This window comes from Caloranaerobacter ferrireducens, assembly GCF_001730685.1.
Classification (GTDB): domain Bacteria; phylum Bacillota; class Clostridia; order Tissierellales; family Thermohalobacteraceae; genus Caloranaerobacter; species Caloranaerobacter ferrireducens.
The window spans coordinates 1-18,199 of the sequence record NZ_MDJR01000009.1 but is presented as its reverse complement, the minus strand read 5'-3'; the positions used below and the strand labels follow the sequence as shown (position 1 = coordinate 18,199).

General features: G+C 28.6%; 17 protein-coding genes and 1 other annotated feature. Of the genes, 14 read left to right on the top strand and 3 right to left on the bottom strand.

Annotated features, from left to right (window positions below):
- Positions 1-6: 6 nt before the first annotated feature.
- The 6 genes from BFN48_RS10910 (at position 7) to BFN48_RS10885 (ending at position 6,520) form a co-directional block, all read left to right on the top strand.
- Positions 7-450 carry a 2-thiouracil desulfurase family protein gene (locus BFN48_RS10910; protein WP_069650940.1) on the top strand — a complete coding sequence of 148 codons (444 nt, stop codon included), beginning with the start codon at positions 7-9 and terminating at the stop codon, positions 448-450.
- A gap of 32 nt (positions 451-482) precedes the next feature.
- Positions 483-1,070 (top strand): GerMN domain-containing protein, encoded by a 588-nt coding sequence (locus BFN48_RS10905; RefSeq protein ID WP_069650939.1) that lies wholly within the window; start codon positions 483-485, stop codon positions 1,068-1,070.
- 41 nt (positions 1,071-1,111) lie between these two features.
- Positions 1,112-2,128 carry an alpha-hydroxy-acid oxidizing protein gene (locus BFN48_RS10900; protein WP_069650938.1) on the top strand — a complete coding sequence of 339 codons (1,017 nt, stop codon included), beginning with the start codon at positions 1,112-1,114 and terminating at the stop codon, positions 2,126-2,128.
- A gap of 163 nt (positions 2,129-2,291) precedes the next feature.
- Positions 2,292-2,500: a binding site (T-box leader), on the top strand.
- Positions 2,501-2,563: 63 nt separating this feature from the next.
- On the top strand, positions 2,564-4,264 hold the full coding sequence (argS, locus tag BFN48_RS10895) for an arginine--tRNA ligase (protein WP_069650937.1): 1,701 nt from the start codon (positions 2,564-2,566) through the stop codon (positions 4,262-4,264).
- Between the two features lie 470 nt (positions 4,265-4,734).
- Positions 4,735-5,373, top strand: coding sequence for a lytic transglycosylase domain-containing protein (locus BFN48_RS10890; protein WP_069650936.1), 639 nt, complete (start codon positions 4,735-4,737; stop codon positions 5,371-5,373).
- 97 nt (positions 5,374-5,470) lie between these two features.
- Positions 5,471-6,520 carry a hypothetical protein gene (locus tag BFN48_RS10885; RefSeq protein ID WP_069650935.1) on the top strand — a complete coding sequence of 350 codons (1,050 nt, stop codon included), beginning with the start codon at positions 5,471-5,473 and terminating at the stop codon, positions 6,518-6,520.
- 14 nt (positions 6,521-6,534) lie between these two features.
- Here the strand turns inward: BFN48_RS10885 and BFN48_RS10880 are convergent, their stop codons facing one another.
- Together BFN48_RS10880 and BFN48_RS10875 are read right to left on the bottom strand one after the other, a co-directional pair.
- Positions 6,535-6,798 (bottom strand): hypothetical protein, encoded by a 264-nt coding sequence (locus tag BFN48_RS10880; protein WP_242863268.1) that lies wholly within the window; start codon positions 6,796-6,798, stop codon positions 6,535-6,537.
- 40 nt (positions 6,799-6,838) lie between these two features.
- Positions 6,839-7,324 (bottom strand): hypothetical protein, encoded by a 486-nt coding sequence (locus tag BFN48_RS10875; RefSeq protein WP_069650934.1) that lies wholly within the window; start codon positions 7,322-7,324, stop codon positions 6,839-6,841.
- A gap of 115 nt (positions 7,325-7,439) precedes the next feature.
- On the opposite strand from BFN48_RS10875, the gene BFN48_RS10870 reads away from it, so the two are divergent.
- Entirely contained in the window at positions 7,440-8,783 is a 1,344-nt protein-coding gene (locus tag BFN48_RS10870; RefSeq protein ID WP_069650933.1) for an MATE family efflux transporter, read from the top strand.
- 50 nt (positions 8,784-8,833) lie between these two features.
- Here the strand turns inward: BFN48_RS10870 and BFN48_RS10865 are convergent, their stop codons facing one another.
- Positions 8,834-9,694: a hypothetical protein gene (locus tag BFN48_RS10865; protein WP_069650932.1), complete on the bottom strand. Its 861-nt coding sequence runs from the start codon at positions 9,692-9,694 to the stop codon at positions 8,834-8,836.
- Between the two features lie 118 nt (positions 9,695-9,812).
- Between BFN48_RS10865 and BFN48_RS10860 the strand changes: the two genes are divergently transcribed.
- From BFN48_RS10860 to BFN48_RS10830, 7 genes are all read left to right on the top strand, one after another.
- Positions 9,813-10,544, top strand: a complete 732-nt coding sequence (locus BFN48_RS10860) for a GNAT family N-acetyltransferase (protein ID WP_069650931.1) — start codon at positions 9,813-9,815, stop codon at positions 10,542-10,544.
- A 149-nt stretch (positions 10,545-10,693) separates the two neighbouring features.
- Entirely contained in the window at positions 10,694-12,499 is a 1,806-nt protein-coding gene (locus tag BFN48_RS10855) for a B12-binding domain-containing radical SAM protein (RefSeq protein WP_069650930.1), read from the top strand.
- Complete coding sequence (locus BFN48_RS10850) at positions 12,483-13,247, top strand: hypothetical protein (RefSeq protein ID WP_069650929.1); 765 nt, start codon at positions 12,483-12,485, stop codon at positions 13,245-13,247. Before BFN48_RS10855 ends, BFN48_RS10850 begins: the two co-directional genes overlap by 17 nt.
- A 25-nt stretch (positions 13,248-13,272) precedes the next feature.
- Positions 13,273-14,412, top strand: coding sequence for a tetratricopeptide repeat protein (locus BFN48_RS10845; protein ID WP_069650928.1), 1,140 nt, complete (start codon positions 13,273-13,275; stop codon positions 14,410-14,412).
- A 268-nt stretch (positions 14,413-14,680) separates the two neighbouring features.
- Positions 14,681-15,589, top strand: a complete 909-nt coding sequence (locus BFN48_RS10840; protein WP_069650927.1) for a bifunctional enoyl-CoA hydratase/phosphate acetyltransferase — start codon at positions 14,681-14,683, stop codon at positions 15,587-15,589.
- Positions 15,590-15,611: 22 nt separating this feature from the next.
- Positions 15,612-17,387, top strand: coding sequence for an indolepyruvate ferredoxin oxidoreductase subunit alpha (gene iorA / locus BFN48_RS10835; protein WP_069650926.1), 1,776 nt, complete (start codon positions 15,612-15,614; stop codon positions 17,385-17,387).
- A 1-nt stretch (position 17,388) separates the two neighbouring features.
- The gene (locus BFN48_RS10830; RefSeq protein WP_069650925.1) at positions 17,389-17,964 is read left to right on the top strand and encodes an indolepyruvate oxidoreductase subunit beta; all 576 of its coding nucleotides are present in this window, start codon (positions 17,389-17,391) and stop codon (positions 17,962-17,964) included.
- Positions 17,965-18,199: the final 235 nt, after the last annotated feature.

Below are 18,199 nucleotides of genomic sequence, written 5' to 3'. Positions count from 1 at the left end.
TAGAATATGATTATAATAAGTGCGTGTTTAGTTGGAGTTAACTGTAAATATAATGGAGGAAATAACTTTAATAAAAAAATTTATGAATTATTTAAAAAGAAAAATGCCATATTAGTTTGTCCTGAACAGTTAGGAGGACTTCCTACACCTAGAGTTCCTGCAGAAATAATTATTAAGGATGGTGAAATAAGGGTATTAAATAAAGAGGGAATTGATGTAACAGAAAAATTTTTAAAAGGGGGGTATGAAACGTTAAAAATAGCTAAAGCAGTTGGAGCAAAACTTGCGATATTAAAGTCAAAAAGTCCTTCATGTGGTGTAGGCTATATCTATGATGGTACATTTTCAGGAAGGATAACAGAGGGGAATGGAATTACAGCGCAGTTGCTTATGAAAAATGGTATAAAAGTTTGTACAGAAAATGATTTTTTAAATTATATTTCTGAATAGATTAGATGTATTTCGAATTGGGAGGAGATAATATGAAAAAGTTAATAACAATTTTATTAACAATAACTTTAATAGGTACTTTGTTTGTAGGATGTTCAAAGAAGGACAAAGTAGAACAACCTGACAAATCAAATGATAATGTATCTATAGAAAATACTGAATCTGAAAATACCGAAAAGGAAAAAGTTGAAGAAATAAACTATGTTCTATACTTAAAACAAAAAGCTATGCCGTTTATTTTTGCTGAAAAGTATACAATTAAAGCAGACGACTCAAGATTAAAAGATAAAAATATTGAATGGATAGCATTAGAGCATCTAATAAATTTTAACGGTTTTGAAGATTTTATATCGCCAGTTCCAGAAGGTACAAAGCTTCTAGGATTAACTAAGGAAAATGGTGTTGTATATGTTGATTTATCAAAAGAATTTATAGACAATATGCCAAATGATGAACAATCTACTAAATTGGCTATTGATTCAATAGTAAATACACTAACATTTTTCGATGGAAATGAGAGTGTTATGTTTAAAATAGAAGGACAAGCTATTTCAGAAATAAATGGAGTGGATTTAAGTAAACAGTTCTATTTTAGTAGTGATTTCTTTCCAGATAAATAATATAATTATAATAAATATTTAAGTTTATTAGGGGGTTTAGTATGGATATAAAGCAAATATATGAAACTGCAAGAAAAAGAATGAAAGGATACTGTAGAGTTTGTAACGAGTGCAACGGTGTTGCTTGTGCAGGTGAAGTTCCTGGAATGGGAGGGGCTGGCACTGGTACTTCGTTTAAAAATAATATAGAAGAATTAAAAAAGATACAGCTTAAGATGAGGACAATTCATGATGCTAAAACTCCTGATACTTCTATAGAATTGTTCGGTATAAAATTAGACATTCCTATAATATCTGCTCCTGTAACAGGAAACAGTTTTAATATGGGTGGTGCACTAACAGAAGAGGAGTATGTTGAAGCAGTTCTTAAAGGTAGTATTTCAGCTGGAACAATTGGTATGACAGGAGATACAGCCGATTTATCTATGTATATAACTGGATTAGAAGGAATAAAAAACGTAAATGGAATGGGTATACCAATAATTAAACCTAGAGAAAATAAAAAAATAATAGAAAATATAAGGAAAGCAGAAGCAGTTAAGCCTTTGGCTATTGGTGTTGATATAGATGGTGCTGGACTTATAACTATGGCTCTTAAAGGTCAGCCTGTTGGGCCAAAAACTAAATCTGAATTGAAAGAATTAATTGAATCTACTGATTTACCTTTTATATTAAAAGGTATTATGACACCAGATGAAGCAGAAATAGCTGTCCAAGTTGGGGCAAAAGCTATTGTTGTTTCTAATCATGGAGGAAGAGTTTTAGACCATACTCCGGGTGTAGCTAAAGTACTTCCTGAGATAGTAGATGCTGTTAAGAATAAAATTACCATTTTAGTTGATGGAGGAATACGTTCAGGAGTAGATGTGTTTAAAATGTTAGCTCTAGGAGCAGATGCAGTATTATTGGGTAGACCTATTATTATTGGAGCGTATGGCGGATATGAAGAAGGTGTTTTTGCAGTTTTAAATAAAATGGAAAAAGAATTGCTGCAGGCAATGATATTAACAGGATGTAAAGATATAAAATCAATAGACAGGACTAAGATATTTTCCTAAAGCCCCTTGATTTACAAAAAATAATATGGTATATTATGATAATAACAAAATCTTCGATTTAAATAAATTAAGGAAGATTTTGTTGAAATCCATAAACGGAAATTATATTTTAAATTATCCACAATTCATTAAGGTTGATAATTTCCTATGGATTATAAAATAACCAAATTCGTTGAAGGGGAGAGTAGGATAAGCTGAAGTAATAGCGAGCTAGGGACGGTGGAAGCCTGGCATGGAGGTTTATCTGAAGCGCACCCTGGAGAAGCTGTCTGAATTTAGTAGGATAAGACGTATCCCTGCGTTAAAGGGTTAGAGTGGGCAAGTAGACTTGCCAATAAGAGTGGTAACACGGGATTAACTCTCGTCTCTTCAGGAGATGAGAGTTTTTTTGTTTACTGGAAAATAATACATAAATCATATAAAGGAGGTTTTAAAATGATAGATTTCAAAAAAGAGATTGCGCGAATCGTTAGTGAAAAGGTAGAATCTTTAAGTCAAGAAGATGTTGAAGCATTAATAGAAATTCCCCCAAGCCATGACATGGGAGACTATGCTATGCCATGTTTTAAGTTGGCAAAAGCGTTTAGAAAAGCTCCAAATCTAATAGCTCAAGAGATAGTTGAAATTTTAGATAGTAAAGATTATTTTGAAAAAATTGAGAATGTTGGACCATATGTAAATTTCTTTATTGACAAAAAAGTTTTGGCTAAAACTGTATTAGAAGAAATTTTTTCAAAAAAAGAAAACTATGGTTCATCAGATTTGGGGAGCGGCAAGAATATAGTTATAGATTTTTCATCACCTAACATCGCAAAACCGTTCCACGTAGGACATTTGCGTTCTACTGTAATAGGAAATGCTTTGTATAAAATATATGAGTTTCTTGGATATAATTGTATTGGTATAAACCATTTAGGCGATTGGGGTACACAATTCGGAAAATTAATTACTGCATATAAAAAGTGGGGAAATAAAGAAGAAATAGAAAAAGAACCTATTAAGACTTTATTAAAGCTTTATGTAAAGTTCCATGATGAAGCAGAATTAAATCCTGAATTAGAGGAAGAAGGAAGAAGATGGTTCAAAAAACTTGAAGATGGCGATGAAGAGGCTAGAAAGTTATGGAATTGGTTTGTTGATTTAAGTTTAAAGGAATTTAATAAAATTTATGATTTATTAAAAGTTAAATTTGATTATTTTACAGGTGAAAGTTTTTACAATGACAAAATGGATAGAGTAATAGAGTTACTAAAAGAAAAAAATCTGCTTAAAGAAAGTAAGGGTGCATATGTAGTTGATTTAGAAAAGTTCGATATGCCTCCTTGCTTAGTGTTAAAGAGTGATGGTGCTACTTTATATCCAACAAGAGATATAACAGCAGCTATTTATAGAAAGGAGACATTCAATTTTGAAAAGGCACTTTATGTAACAGATTATTCACAGAATTTACATTTTGCCCAATGGTTCAAAGTTATTGAACTAATGGGATTTGAATGGGCAGATAAATTAGAACATGTACCTTTTGGACGTGTAAGTACAGAAGAAGGTAGAATGCAAACTAGAAAAGGTAATGTAATTTTATTAGAAGAATTATTAAACAAAGCGATTGACAAGGTAAGAGAAATAATTGAAGAAAAGAATCCTAACTTAGATAATAAAGATGAAGTAGCTAGACAAGTTGGTATAGGAGCAGTAATTTTTAACGATTTAAGTAACAATAAGATAAAAGATATTGTATTTAATTGGGACAGAATGTTAAGTTTTGATGGAGAAACAGGTCCTTATGTGCAATATACTCATGCAAGAGCAAATAGTGTACTTAATAAAAAACAATATGATATTACTAACGATGTTGATTATTCAATATTAACTAATCAGGAAGCAGTTGATGTTATAAGATTGCTTCAATCATTCCCTGAAGCTGTAGTAAATGCTATGGAAAAGAATGAGCCTTCTATAATTACAAGACATATAGTAGATATAGCACAGGCGTTTAATAAGTTCTATCACGAATGCCCTATAATTGTAGAAGATGAGAATATACAAAAAGCAAGGCTATTACTTGTATTTGCTGCAAAAACTGTATTAAAAACTGGTTTAGGGCTACTAGGTATTGATGCACCAGATAAGATGTAAAATTTAAAATTAAATTTGCTTAAAAAAGAGGGATAAAATCCCTCTTTTTTATTTGTTTACAAAGTAAAATATTTATGAAAATAACGCTCATGCGAAAAAATTTAGAAAAAACTAAAGGTTCAAATTTTTAGAAAATCCTAACGCACCTAATCAAGACGTCCTGTCTTGTAGGATGCTGGCTTAACGTCCTGTTAAGCCTACGGATTTTCTTCAAAATGTTCGCCTAGTTTTTTAACTAAATTCTTTCAAGCATTCGCTTTTATTTTCATAGTTATTTAAAAAGATAAGTTTGCCAACAGTCTGAGGAATAAAGTTCCTATTTTTGTATTTTTTGATCGCAAAGATTTAAAAAGAGTCGATTTAGGGTACAAATTACCATAATAGGATTATTTAAGAAAATGTAATAATTTTGACTGAGGTACACTTAATTTATATAATAACCTCTGTGCTATTAAGAAAGGAGGGTAAAAATGAAAGGTAAACTAATGTTATCAACTATACTTGTAGTTACTTTAATATTTGGAAGTACAGTATATGCAATAATGTTAAATAATAATGATTATAATGTTTTAAACTTAAGTGTTGTAAATAACAATAAAGTAATTGAGAATATAGAAATAAAGAAGCACATTGAAAATTATGAGCTTATAGAATATATAAAAAATAAAACACATTTAACAGAAGAAGAAAGTGCATTTCTTTTAAAACAATGTAATGAAAAAGGTTTGAATATTTTTATAGTGTTGGGGTTAATGAAATTAGAAAGTAATTTTGATCCTAATTGCGTTGGTATTTTCGGAGAAAGAGGATTAGGGCAGCTGATGGAAAGTACAGCGCGTCAGATTGCATTTAACATGAAGAAAGAATTCAAACCTGAATTATTGTTTGATCCTAAATATAATATTGAATTATTCACAACACAGCTTAAATATTTAAAAGTAATTTTTAACGGTGATATACATAAAGTACTTACAGCGTATAATAGAGGAGAATATGGATTAAAAAGATATATGGCGTCTAGGAGTGGGACAAGCAATCCTGCAAAAAGTACTTATTCTGAGAGAGTACTTAAATATGCAGCTATGTTTCAAAAAGAATATCAGAATTAAACGGGAAATGAAGGGGCTAGCTTTAAGCTAGTTCCTATTTCTTTTATATATAAACTTTGTTATACTATACATATCGAGTGTAAGGAGTGTTGGTAAATTGGAGGATAAGATTAGATATTTTATAAATAATGCTGTATATGGCGATAGCTTAAGATATTCAAATATTAATCATATATTAGAAAAGAAAAAAATAAAAGGGCAATGGTCGTATATAGTTGAGATGTTTATAATTACAGTAAAGTCTTTAATTCCTTCAATGGATGTAGAAGGAACAACTATCGAATATACAAGATTTAAAGAAGAAATAAAGTTATGGACAAGTTATAGGCATGGCAGCAATAAACCACTAATAAATTCTGTAAATATATTTGATGACAAAACTTACTGGGTTGAAGTTGATGATAGTGTTTATGCAAGAATATTTCCGATTGTAGCTGCAAACACTCAATGGAATGTTATATTGTCAGAGGTTATAAAAAATATTTTATTTACGACTGGTAATATATTTACTTTACAAGAATGTATATTGTTATCTAAAGTACTATATCTGATATTAAATGGTCAAAAAGATTATGATAAAATTATAAGCAGTTTGAAAGAGGAAATAATACAATTATCTCAGAAAGAGTTAATTAGTAAATATAATAAATATTATAAAGCAGATATTGCAGCTTTTCCTGGAAATTTTGTAATAGATTTTGAGAAGGCTAGGATTGAATTACTAAATTTGCTTAATGGAAAATCAATAAAGAATAATTTCTATATATTAAGGAGAGTATTAGACATTTTAAGAGGCGATATAAAAGAGTTTGGTCAAATACACTATAATTTCTTTTTATATGGAGTTTTGGGTTTAACTATTCAAAATAACAATGAGCTTATAGAATATAAGGATAAGAATTTTATACAAAATTTAGCAGGCTATTTGCTAAGACTTAGAAAAAGTAGAATAAATCCAGAAAGTCTTTATATAAAGAAATATCATATGCCTGATATTTTTAAATATAATGTCCAAGAAGAATTTAGTCATTCACTTTTAAATAAATGTAAAGTAGTCAATAAAGAAGAGACAGAAAAACTATTTATCACATATATTAAGACAAAAACAGGAATTTACAGATTTTTTAAATTTAAAAACCCCGTTTAATTACGGGGTAAAAATTATTTCTTTAAATATTGTATAAATTCATCTTCAGTACTGTCAGCAAGTTCACTAAGTTCTTTTATAATGTTGTTTCTAAGTTTTAAGAAAGAGTCAATATTTGTATTCTTACCAGTGTATTCAAGAGCTTCAATAATCATAAGCATATCTTTCTTTGATATTTCAGCGATTGATATTTTATCAAATTCCTGCATTTTAACTCTCCTTCCTTTAGAACGTATATTACTTAATATATTTCTACAAAAATCTACAGATACCTTCAAAAACTGTTAGAAAAGCTTTAATCCAGTAAATAGTTGTATTTTAGAAACTTTCTGGGTCTTTTTTGAAAAATACTCTATTACTTCTATCTTTAACTTCTCTTAATAATTTCATGACATTATTAATTTCCTTTTTTATAAGTTCTGTATCTTCTTTTGAAATATTGTAATATAGGTATAAATCTTCAAATGCTCTAACAGCTTTTGAAAGTTCAGTATCTACTTCAATAAAAGCTTTGAAATTTTTACTGTGTTTTGCATTCTTGAACTGTTCAATATCTATTATTATAGCGTTAACAACTTTATCTTCTGATTCCATTATACCTGCCGAAACTACATAAGGCTTTATTCTTTCTAGATAATATGTATTATCAGGATTAATATGATACATATATTCGATTTTTAATTCATCTAAGGTATATTTGACGTAGAACATAACACCTTGAATTGATACAACTTGGCATCCTAATTCTCGTAGTTTATTTAGACACATTTCATGTCTTATTTGCCGAATTGTCATATAAGACATACACATACCTCCATAATTTATTTAAATATATTATATCATATTGTTAAAGGTAAAATTTAGATAATTTTGAAAATGTGTTAAAATAAATATATTAGACTTATGAAAAGGTGATTATATGATTTTCGAAAATAATAGTAAGTTAAAGATAATATGGAATTTGGCCTGGCCTGTTATGGTGAGTCAGATTCTTCAAACATTTTTAGAGATAATAGATATGTATTTTGTTTCAAATATAGGTGTTAATGAAGCTGCTGCAGCTGGTATTGGTACTTCAGTTATTGGTGTTATTATTGTAGTAACTCAGTTAATTGCTACAGGAACGATAGCTTTAATTTCTAGAAAAACCGGTGAGAATGATGAAAAAGGAACCTTAGAAGTAACAGGACAAGCTTTAATACTTTCAGTTGCAGTAGGAATATTAATATCTGCATTAAGTTTTAGTTTGTCTGCCTCTATAATAAATTTATTTGGGGTAGAGGTAGAAGTTGCAAAAAACTCGATTAATTATTTGAAGATTGTTTCGTTAAGTATACCTTTTGTATTTTTCAATTTAACAGGGAGAGCTATATTACAGGCCAAAGGAGATACTAAGACTCCAATGTTGATTTTTGGACTTATGAATTTAGTAAATATTATTCTTGATCCTATATTAATATACGGATTATTTTATTTACCAAAGCTTATGTTTGTAGGAGCTCCATTAGCAACAGCTATATCGAATGTGTTTGCTTCGGTTTTGATGTTTAAAACGATTTTAAGAAAAATATTTAATAATGAGTTAAAAAAATACTTACAAGTTTTAAGTGTTAAAATAAGTTTGATAGGTAAGATATTGAAAATAGGATCATATTCTGCACTGCAGGCTATTTCTAGACCTATAACTGGACTTGTGATGTATAAGATAGCAAATTATTCTGGCACAAAAGCAGTTGCAGCTTTTACTATAGGAGGTAGGATGTTTAATTTGGTATTTATTTTTTTAGCAGGATTAAATTTATCTATTTCTGTTCTTGTAGGCCAAAACCTTGGGAAAAAAGATATAAAATCAGCTGAAGCGATAGTCAAAGATGGAATAAAATTAGCACTGATTAATATGATAATATTTTCACTTCCTTATTTTGTGTTGGCTAAATATTTAATGTTTATTTTTACTAAAGATATTGAAGTGATTAATATAGGTGTAAATTATCTAAGAATAGTTTATATTGGTGTAATTTTTGTTATTTATCCAGTTGTATATGGTGGAGCTTTTATTGGAGCTGGAGATACAGCACCACCTATGATTGCGTCATTAATAGCAAATTTATGTTTTAAACTACCAATGGCATACATATTGAGTAAAGTATTTAATATGGGTGCAAATGGTGTTTGGATAGCAATTAGCTTGTCTGTTTTGCTTGAAGCTGCAATAATAATATACTATTTCAAATTAGAAAAATGGAAGTACAAAAAAGTTTAAAATATAAAGCAGTTGGAATTAAAATCCAACTGCTTATGAATGTTATTTTTTCAATTTTTTCTATCAAATAAAAAGTTAAAATCATTATTAAAATTATTTTTTAGAAGAATATAAATCAATTTACTTTTCGTAGCTTTATCAATAGATTTAAAATCTTCAGCTATAATATTTTTCATTTCTTGTGGAAATTCTCCTTGAAAGTTCTTTATAAGCAAAGCTCTTACTATATCATTTGCAAATTTTTTACCTTCTTTTGTTTCACCTAACAATGACAAAATATTTTTAAAAGTTTCTTTGTGTTCGCTATCTATAAACTTGTCTATGATAGAATTATTGTTTGTCACAAAATCAATAGATATTTTATTTTCATCTATCGAAAGTTCTTTTATTTTTACATAATTAAGAAACTCTTTACTATTATCAATATAATAAATATCTTGAATTTCTGAATTAGAAATTTTTTCGATTAATGATAGTGGTAGAGGTAACTTTCCTAAGTATAACCCATTTAATTTTGCACCTATCGCATCATCATTAATGATAGGCGATATATTTGCATTTACACCAATTGGTAGAAAACCTATTTTTAAAGATGATTTTAACATTATGCTATTTGGCTTAAGGTCAAAATAGAATCCATTAAACTCTACAAAAGAAGGTAATTCTTGTGTGTTAATTTGTTTAGTAATTTGAGGCACTAGGACTGAATTTAATTCAGCTTCTTCTAATAAAATTTTATTTTCGCCAAATATGTTGATTTTAGAATTATTTATCAAATCGATGATAAATAAATTTGGATCAGTTTCGTTAAAAGTCTTTATACTATCTGGACGAATTAAAACAAGAGATACAGCAATAAGAATAAATAAAGTAAGTATTAGTCCTAAAAAAACTTTTTTAAATATTTTCATAAAATCACCCCTTAATTGATTATATCAAATTTATATAGCTGTAGACAGTATTAAAAAGATTGAAACCTTTATGCCCTGTGGTATAATATAGTCAGCAGATGAAGGGAGAGTGGCTGTAATGCATTCTATATCTAATATAGAATCAATAAAGCATTTGCTAAATTATGATAAAATAGCTACAATAAATGCTTTAGGCAAAATGAGATTTACAAAGAATTGGGGGATTATTGTAGACAACATAAGTAAACCTAGAGGATTTATATTAAAGTCGGATAAATGGAATATAATATATTCTCCAGAAGATGAAGTAGCTAGAAAGATGCTAGAGAATATAAACTTGAAAGGACAAAGATTTGCAGGTGTGTTAAAGAAATATTATGATTTAGTAAAAAATAGTGAGGAAATTGAGTGGGAAGAACCATGTTATTTGTATTATATGGACAAAAATAATCTAGATTTGACTAGAATTAGACATGAAGTGAAAGAGTTGAGAGTTGAAGATGCAGTAGTTGTAAATGAATATTATACATATAAAAGTGAAAATTCTCTAGAATATATAACTAATTGTATTAAAAATAGACCTTCATCAGCTATTTTTGATAAAAATGGTAATCCCATTTCTTGGGCTGTAGTTAGAGAAGACGGTTCAATGGGTATAATGTATACAAAGGAAGAATATAGAGGTAAGGGGTTAGCTGTATCTGTTAGTATTGACCTTGCAAAAAAAGTATTTGACATTGGCTGGACTCCTTATGTTCATATTGTAGTTAACAATACACCTTCAATAAAATTAGCAGAGTCGATTGGTTTTAAAAGGTATGGTGAAATTGTCTGGTTTGGAGTAAAATAAATAGATAAAGGATAAACTTTTATTAAGCAGCTTTGTGCTGCTTTTAGACTTTTGACAAACTTATTTTCATAAATATTTTACTTTGTAAACAAGTTCTAAACAGTTTAGTGCTGCTTTTCTATATGAATATAAGAAGGAAGGTACGATAAATGAATATAGTAATATCTACGCTAAATTCAAAATATATTCACTCTTCTTTGTCAATCAGATATCTAAAGAGTTACTGTAAAGATTCATTTAACAATATTAAACTTATGGAGTTTACAATTAATCAGAATAGTGAGTATATTACAGGAGAAATTTTCAAACAAGCTCCTGATGTTTTAGCTTTTTCATGTTATATCTGGAATATTGAAAAGACTTTAGAAATTTGTGAAAGATTGAAAATTGTAAGACCACAAACTAAGATTATCTTAGGTGGACCAGAGGTTTCTTTTGATGGAGATAAAATTTTAAGAAAATATGATTTTATTGACTTTATAATATATGGAGAAGGAGAAGAAACATTTAAGGAATTATTGAAACACCTAGATGAAGGTATAGAGAATTATGATAATATAAAAGGACTAATATTTAGAGAAGATGAAAGAATAATTGTAAATAGCCCTAGACCTTTGATTTCTAATCTTGATATGATTCCCTCTCCATATGAAGATGATTTAAGTGAATTTAAGGACAAAATTGTCTATTTTGAAAGTTCTAGAGGATGTCCTTTTAATTGTCAATTTTGTTTATCATCAACTATAAAAGGAGTAAGATATTTTACTATTGATAGAGTAAAAGAAGATTTGCTAAAACTTATCAAAGCAGGAGTAAAACAGGTAAAATTTGTAGATAGGACTTTTAATGCAAAAAAGGCCTATGCTCTGGAAATTATGAAATTTATAATGGCACAAAATGTAAAGAATATAAATTTTCATTTTGAAGTTACAGCACATCTTTTAGATGATGAGATGTTAGATTTTCTTAAATGTGTGCCAGAAGGTTTATTTCAGTTTGAAATAGGAGTTCAGTCAACTAATGATAAAACGTTAGAAGCTATTAGTAGAAAAACTAATTTTGATAGATTAAGTAAGGTTGTAAAAAAAATAAAAAGTTATGAAAATATTCATCAGCATCTAGATTTAATAGCCGGTTTACCATATGAAGACTATATTAGTTTCAAAAAATCATTTAATGATGTGTATAATTTGCAACCAGATATGCTGCAATTAGGCTTTTTAAAGCTTCTTAAAGGTTCTGGGCTAAGAAGAGAATGTGACAAATATGGGTTTAAGTTTTTAGATAAACCACCTTATGAGGTACTTAAAAATAATTATATAACTTATGAAGAAATGCTAAAACTAAAGTCTATTGAAGATTTGCTAGAAAAATATTCAAACAGCAGAAGCTTTGAAAATAGTTTAAACTATGTTATTAAAAATTATTATGAAACACCTTTTGATTTTTTCGAAGATTTTAGTAGCTATTGGGAACAGCATAGACTTGATTCGATTTCTCATAGTAAGGCTAGTTTATATAAAATATTCTATAATTACTATTTTGATAGGATAAATAGTAATATAGAGGTATTCAGAGAATTATTAAAATATGACTTTTTACTTAATAATAAAACTTCTAATTTGCCTGAGTTTATGAAGTCAAGCAAGAAAATTGATGATAGAAATATTGTTCATAAATTTCTGCAAAATGAATCGTATGTTAATAAATACATGAAAGAATTTACAGATATTCCAGCTAAAAAAATAATTAATAAGGTTCATTTTGAAGTATTTATACTGGATATATTAGATTTTATAAAAAATGATTTTGATGTAGATAAAATATTGTATAAAGAAAGTATTGTGCTTTTTAAATATAATGAAGATAAAAAAGTATTTAAAAAAGTAGAAGTATATGATATAACTGAAGAAATGAAAAAAATAAGGAGTGAAAGTGTTGGAAATAATAAATGATTTAATTTATATTAATAAAACTACATTAAAGAAGTCATATAATCTTATATTGAAAAATTGGCTATTAATCTTTACAGGATTTGTTTACGCAATTCTTAATTTTGCGTTGTTTGCATTAATAGGAATATTATTTAGGGGAGTTTTGTCAATAATTGCTGGGGTTGTTCTGGCATTAGCTTTAAGTTCATTTATATCTAACTATTTATATCTTTTATACAACGTAATTAGATATGGAAAATTTACTTTATTTGATTTTAAGTATGGTTTTAAAGCTTTCATTTGGAAAATATATGGGATACTTTTCATAGGATGGATGGCAAATTATATTTTAAGTTTATTTATTACACCTATTTTATCAAGTTTTATTCCTTATACAGTTATTGGTTTTATTATTAATTTATTAATTTTTGTATTTTTAAATTCACTACCTGAAACTATCTATTTAAAAGATTTATCACCTTGGGATTCTATACAGTATTCTTATTATTTTATTAAGGAAAATTTTATCCAGTGGTTTGTATCAAACTCAATATTTATTTTAATAACTTACTTTTTAACAGGAAAAATTTTGAGTAATGTATTCATGATACATATAGGATTAAGTGTAAATCCATCTTTAGGAAGTATTTTAATGTATTTAATTGGACAAGTGGTATTTACTTATATGATGATTTATAGAGGTGTATTGTTCGATATATTGAGTACAAGTACAATAAGAAAGAGAAAATTTATGAGGGATTTATATTAATTAAGTTTAGAAAAGGTGATGAAGAATGAAGGAGATTGAGAAGTTTTTTAAACAAAAAACTGAGAACTTAACTTTTATTGAATTAAAGCCAGGTACAAAAACTAAATTTAATAGATTTATAATAGATTCAAATATACCTTTACCTATTTTAGTTGATGAGTTGATTACAGAGATAAAGGAAAGAAGAGCTCAAGATGAAATAAAGATTTCTTCAATAATTAGAGGTATGATATATACAATTGGTGTTGATTCTAATTTTCCCTATATTGATAAATATAAGGATATTTTGTACAGTTTTGATGAAAAAATTGAAGATTTTATACTATATAATGGTGTGAAATTTATTAAAGAAGGTTTACTTGATGACGGTTTAATATATTTGAGATCATTGATAACATTAAATAAAGAAAATGTGGATGGTTTATATAATTATGGAGTAGCTTTAGAAGAAAAAGCTAAAAAATATTTAGAATTAAGAAATGAAAAAAAAGCTAATTTATTTATAAATGAGTCAACAAGACAATTTGAGAATATACTTGAAATAGATACTGCTTATTCTCTAGCATATTACAAACTTGGCTATCATTATAAATTAAACAAGCAATTTATTAAATGTAAGATTATGTGGGAAAAGTTTTTGACACTAAGTGAAAATGAAGAACTAAAAGAAGAAATAAAACTAAGTCTTTTAGAAATACAGGATGATATAATTTATGAAGAAGGATATAACGAAATATTTACTGGAAACCCTGTAAAAGGGCTTGAAAAGCTATTACCTCTGAAAGAAAAATATTCAGATTGGTGGAATTTATTATTTATAATAGGTTTAGGGTATAGACAGATAGGTGATTTTGTTAAAGCAAAGGAAGAATTTGAAAGTGTACTGAGTATAGTACCAGGGCAAGTAGATGCATTAAATGAATTAGGCCTTTGCTTAGCAAATTTAGGACAATTTGAAGAAGCTATTGAAAGATTTACAGAAGCCTACAAAAAAAGACCTAAAGACTATGAAATATTATGTAATAGAGGTATGACATATCTTCAAATGGGTATTATAGATAAAGCTAAAGAAGACATACAAAAAGCATATGATGAAAATCCTTTAGATGAAATAACTATAGCGTGTATGAAGGAAATTGAAAGGATAGAGGAAATGACTCGATAGTCATTTCTTTTTTTTATAATCCATAGGAAATTATATTCTTTATTAAACTGTGGATAATTTTCTATATAAATTCCGTTTTTGGATTTCAACAAAATCTTCCTTATAATATTTAAATCGAAGATTTTGTTCTATAAATTATTAAAACAGTTTAAATATTAAAATAATTTAACAGTTAATATATAAGAATAAAATAAAAATATAGTAAAACTATGATAAAATATAAATAAGTTTTGTTTACGGGAAAACGATATCATAAGGGGTGAAGACTATGATAAAGAGTCTAAAAGAATTGTTGAGTATGGCTAAAGAGCAAAAAACAATGAAGCTTGCTGTAGCGGCTTCTCAAGATTATGAAGTTTTGAAGGCTGTATGCGATGCAGCTAAAGAGGGAATTGTAGAACCAATTCTTATTGGAGATATTGAAGAAACAACAAACATAGCTAGTAAATATGGTTTAGATATTGAAAAGTTTGAGAAAGTTGATGTAAAAGACTTAGCTGAGACAGCTAAAACTGCAGTAATGTATGTAAATGATGGAAAAGCGGATTTTGTAATGAAAGGGCTAATTGATACATCTATTCTACTTAAAGAAGTTTTAAATAAGGAATATGGTTTAAGAACAGATAGTCTATTAAGTCATGTTATGGTATATGAAGTACCAACTTATCATAAATTGCTTTTCTTGACTGATGGTGGTATGAATATTGCACCAGGATTAGAAGAAAAGGTTAAAATTGCAAAAAATGCAATTAAAGCTTGTAAAGCTTTAGGATATGAAACTGTAAAAATAGCTGTATTAGCAGCAAAAGAAAAAGTTTCACCTAAAATGCCAGCTACTGTTGATGCTAATAGTTTAAAAGAATTAGGAGAAAACAAAGAATTTGGTGAAGGAGTAATTATTGAAGGTCCTTTGGCATTAGATTTAGCTATATCTAAAGAAGCAGCAAGAATTAAAAAGTTTGAAAGCGAAGTTGCAGGAGATGCAGATGTGTTACTTATGCCAAATATTGAGATGGGTAATGGTGTAGGTAAGAGCTTAACTTATTTTGCTAAAGCTCAATCAGCAGGAATTATTATGGGAGCTAAAGTACCAGTTGTATTAGTTTCAAGAGCAGATACTCATGAAGCTAAATTGAATTCAATAGCTTTAGGTAGTGTAATAGCTGCAAATAGATAAAAAATGTAAAGGGGTGTAAAAAATGAAAAGACTATTAACTGGTAATGAAGCTGTAGCTCGTGGTGCATATGAAGCAGGGGTTACTGTGGCTTCAGCTTATCCTGGTACTCCTAGTACGGAGATACTAGAAAACATAGCAAAATATAAAGAAATTTATTCTGAATGGGCACCAAACGAAAAAGTTGCTTTAGAAGTAGCAATAGGTGCATCAATAGCGGGAGCAAGAGCAATTGCAGCTATGAAACACGTGGGTGTTAATGTAGCAGCAGATCCTTTATTCACTTTTGCATACACTGGAGTAAATGGAGGATGTATTTTAGTAACTGCAGATGATCCAGGAATGCACAGTTCACAAAACGAACAAGATAACAGATATTATGCAAAATCAGCAAAATTAGTTATGCTTGAGCCAAGTGATAGCCAAGAAGCTAAAGATTTTGTTAAATTAGGTTATGAAATAAGTGAAATGTTTGATGTTCCAATTCTTTTAAGATTAACTACAAGAATATGCCATAGTAAAACATTAGTTGAATTAGAAGAAAGACAAGAAGTAGAAATTAAAGAATATAATAAAAATATTGCTAAATATGTAGCTACACCAGCTAATGGTAGGATACTACATGTAAAATTAGAAGAAAAGTTAAAGAAACTAGAAGAATACAGTAATAATACACCAATAAATAAAGTTGAATTTAATGATAAGAGTATAGGTATCATTACATCAGGTGTTGCTTATCAATATGCTAAAGAAGTTTTTGGAGATAATGCTTCTTACTTAAAACTAGGCATGACATTCCCACTACCAAAGCAAAAAATTAGAGAGTTTGCTGAACAGGTAGATAAATTGTATGTAATTGAAGAATTAGAACCATATTTAGAAACTGAAATCAAAGCTATGGGTATAGATGTTATCGGAAAAGAACTTATACCAAATATCGGTGAGCTTAATCCTGACATAATTAGAGAAGCTTTATTAGGTGAAAAGAAAGAAATTATTGAAATGAATAGTGAAAAAATTGTTTCTAGACCGCCTACAATGTGTGCAGGTTGTCCGCATAGAGGATTATTTTATGTGTTAAGTAAGAAGAAGAACGTTGTAATAACTGGAGATATAGGTTGTTATACTCTTGGTTCAGCTCCACCATTAGAAACTATGGATACTTGTATTTGTATGGGTGCGAGTGTTAGTGCAGGACATGGGTTTAGTAAAGCATTTGAAGTTAATGGAAAAGAGGCTAAAGTATTTGGGGTTATTGGAGACTCTACATTCTTCCATTCAGGTATTACTGGGCTTATAGATATTGTATACAATAAAGGTAATGCAGCAACTATTATACTTGATAATAGAATAACAGGAATGACTGGACATCAAGAGAATCCAGGTACTGGTTATACATTGATGGGTGAAGTTACAGAACAGATAGATTTAGTAAAAATCTGTGAGGCAATAGGGGTTAAACATATTGAAGTTATTAATCCATTAGACTTAGAAGAAACTGAAAAAGCTATAGATAAGGCAATTAATACTGATGAACCTGTAGTTATTATAACTAAGTGGCCATGTGTTCTTAAAAAGTCACCAAAAGAAGAAATTGAAGAATATGGATTAGATCAGAGAAAAATATGTACAGTAGAATCAGATAAGTGTAAGCAATGTAAACTTTGCTTAAAAGTAGGATGCCCTGCTATATCATTTGAAGAAGGCATTGGAGCAATTATTGATGATACAATGTGTGTAGGCTGTGATGTATGTCTTCAGGTATGTCCATTCAATGCAATAGTAAAGGTGGGTGAGTAATATGTCAGAGACTAAGAACATATTGTTAGTTGGAGTTGGTGGACAAGGTATAATTCTTGCAAGTAAAGTACTTTCTAAAGGTTTAGTTGATGCTGGCTTCGATGTAAAAATGTCAGAAGTCCACGGTATGGCACAAAGAGGAGGTAGCGTTACTACTCAAGTTCGTTACGGTGAGAAGGTGTATTCTCCTATAATTGGAAAAGGTCAAGCTGATATTTTAGTAGCTTTTGAAAAAATGGAAGCTATGAGATGGATTGAATATCTTAAACCAAATGGAAAGCTTGTTATAAATAATTATTCTATTCCTTCAGTTCCTGTATTGACTGGTCAAGTTAAATATCCTGAGAATATTATTGAGGAATTAAAAGAAAAAGTAGATACAACTGTAATAGATGCAGCAAATGCAGCTAGAGAATTAGGAAATATTAGAACTCAAAATATAATTATGTTAGGTGCTTTAGTAAAAGCATTAAATATTACTGAAGTGAATTGGGAAGAAGCAATTAGAGAAACAGTTAAAGAAAAATATATAGATATAAACTTAAAGGCGTTTAATAGGGGTATGGAGTTAGTTTAGGGTAGGTATCAACCTACCCTTTCATTTTTTTAGTCTGGTATATTAGTAAAATAGAGAGATATTTAATGGATAAGAGAGAAAACACATATTATTTAAAAATAATTAGACATTTTGAGTATAAAATTAGATTGAAGTGAAATAATAAATATGCTATATTACTACTTGTCGTTGCGAAAGCGCGAAAAGTTAAGAACAAATAAGAGTAAAAAAGTTCTTGACATGATAAAACAAATCT